Annotated in this window: 1 protein-coding gene; it reads left to right on the plus strand. The window is 60.5% G+C overall.

The genetic code is table 11. The features are described from left to right. Positions 1-1,796 (plus strand): autotransporter-associated beta strand repeat-containing protein (locus tag FHW66_RS20670; protein ID WP_183381711.1); only part of this gene is annotated, 1,796 nt, incomplete at both ends.

The following is a 1,796-nucleotide window of genomic DNA, read 5'->3' on the forward strand; positions in this document are numbered from 1 at the left end:
CTTTGACGTTGATGTGGTGCTGGGAGATCAAGCCCAGGGTACGACCTCTGGCTGGGATGGCAAGACCCTGACCAAGCAAGGGGCAGGGACCCTGATCCTGTCGGCGCAGAATACCTACGATGGAGCGACCAACATCGAGGCAGGTACCTTGCAGACCGGGATTGAGGATGCCTTTGCCAGCAGTAGCGCGGTCACGGTTGACACTGGCGCGACGCTGGATCTGAATAACTATGCGCAAACGGCCAACAATCTGAGCGGCGGCGGCAACGTGTTGCTGGGCGGGGCGACGCTGACGGCCAATAATGAGAGTGAGGCTTCTACCTTTGCAGGGGTGATCAGCGGGAGTGGTGGGCTGACCAAGACTGGCAGCAATACCTTGATCCTCTCGGGCGACAACACCTATAGCGGCACCACCACGATCAGCGCCGGTACCTTGCAGATTGGCAGCGGCGGTGCGGATGGCGCCATGGGTGTGAATAGTGGTGACACCATCAGCATCGCCAGCGGTGCGGCGCTGACGGTGAATCGTAGCGGTGTGCTCAACGTAGCGGCTACCATCAGCGGGGCGGGAACCTTGAATCAGAATGGCAGCGGCATACTCACCTTGAGCGGTGCTGGTTCGACGGTCGGCACGGTCAACGTCAATGCTGGCACCCTGAATCTGGCGCAGACCGGGGCGTTGAATGTCACGGGCAACTACAGCACGGCGACCGGTGCCACGACGGTACTTGCCGCCGGTGCCACGCTAAACGTCGGTGGCAGCTTCACGCAGGCCGCGAACAGCACGCTGGCGCTGTCTATCAGCAGTGCCGGGCCCGAGATCATTGCCAGCAGCGCCAACCTGGGCGGCGAGCTCAACGTGACGCTGGACGACATCGGGAGGCTCGGTAATCCCCCGGGGACAGCGAGCAGCTTGATCAGTAGCCAACACACCCTGATCCAGACCTCGAGCGGTATCAGCGGCGATTTTACGGGTGTCAATCTGACGGCGCCTGATAGCCCCGTCGACTATCTGATCATCGCTGGCGGCAAGTCGGGCAATAACTACAACGTTGGCTTCCAGCTGAGCTGGATGGCCGCTGCCAGTCAGAGTAACGGCGTCTTTACGCTGCCCAATGTTGGGGATAGCTTTAACGTCGATGTCATCCTCAATGATGAAAGTGCCAATAGCGTCGGGAGCTGGGATGGCAAGACCCTGACCAAGGCTGGACTAGGGACCTTGATCCTGTCGGCGCAGAATACCTACGATGGAGCGACCAACATCGAGGCAGGTACCTTGCAGACCGGGATTGAGGATGCCTTTGCCAGCAGCAGCGCGGTCACGGTTGACACTGGCGCGACGCTGGATCTGCATAACTATGCGCAAACGGCCAACAATCTGAGCGGTGGCGGCAACGTGTTGCTGGGCGGGGCGACACTGACGGCCAATAATGAGAGTGAGGCTTCTACCTTTGCAGGGGTGATCAGCGGGAGTGGTGGGCTGACCAAGACTGGCAGCAATACCTTGATCCTCTCGGGCGACAACACCTATAGCGGCACCACCACGATCAGCGCCGGTACCTTGCAGATTGGCAGCGGCGGTGCGGATGGCGCCATGGGTGTGAATAGTGGTGACACCATCAGCATCGCCAGCGGTGCGGCGCTGACGGTGAATCGTAGCGGTGTGCTCAACGTAGCGGCTACCATCAGCGGGGCGGGAACCTTGAATCAGAATGGCATCGGGACACTCACCTTGAGTGGCACGGGCTCTAGTGTGGGCAGCGTCAACGTCAATGCCGGTACCCTGAACCTGGCGC

The sequence above is a fragment of the Herbaspirillum sp. Sphag64 genome (genome assembly GCF_014192645.1).
In the GTDB taxonomy this organism is placed as follows: Bacteria; Pseudomonadota; Gammaproteobacteria; order Burkholderiales; family Burkholderiaceae_D; genus Herbaspirillum.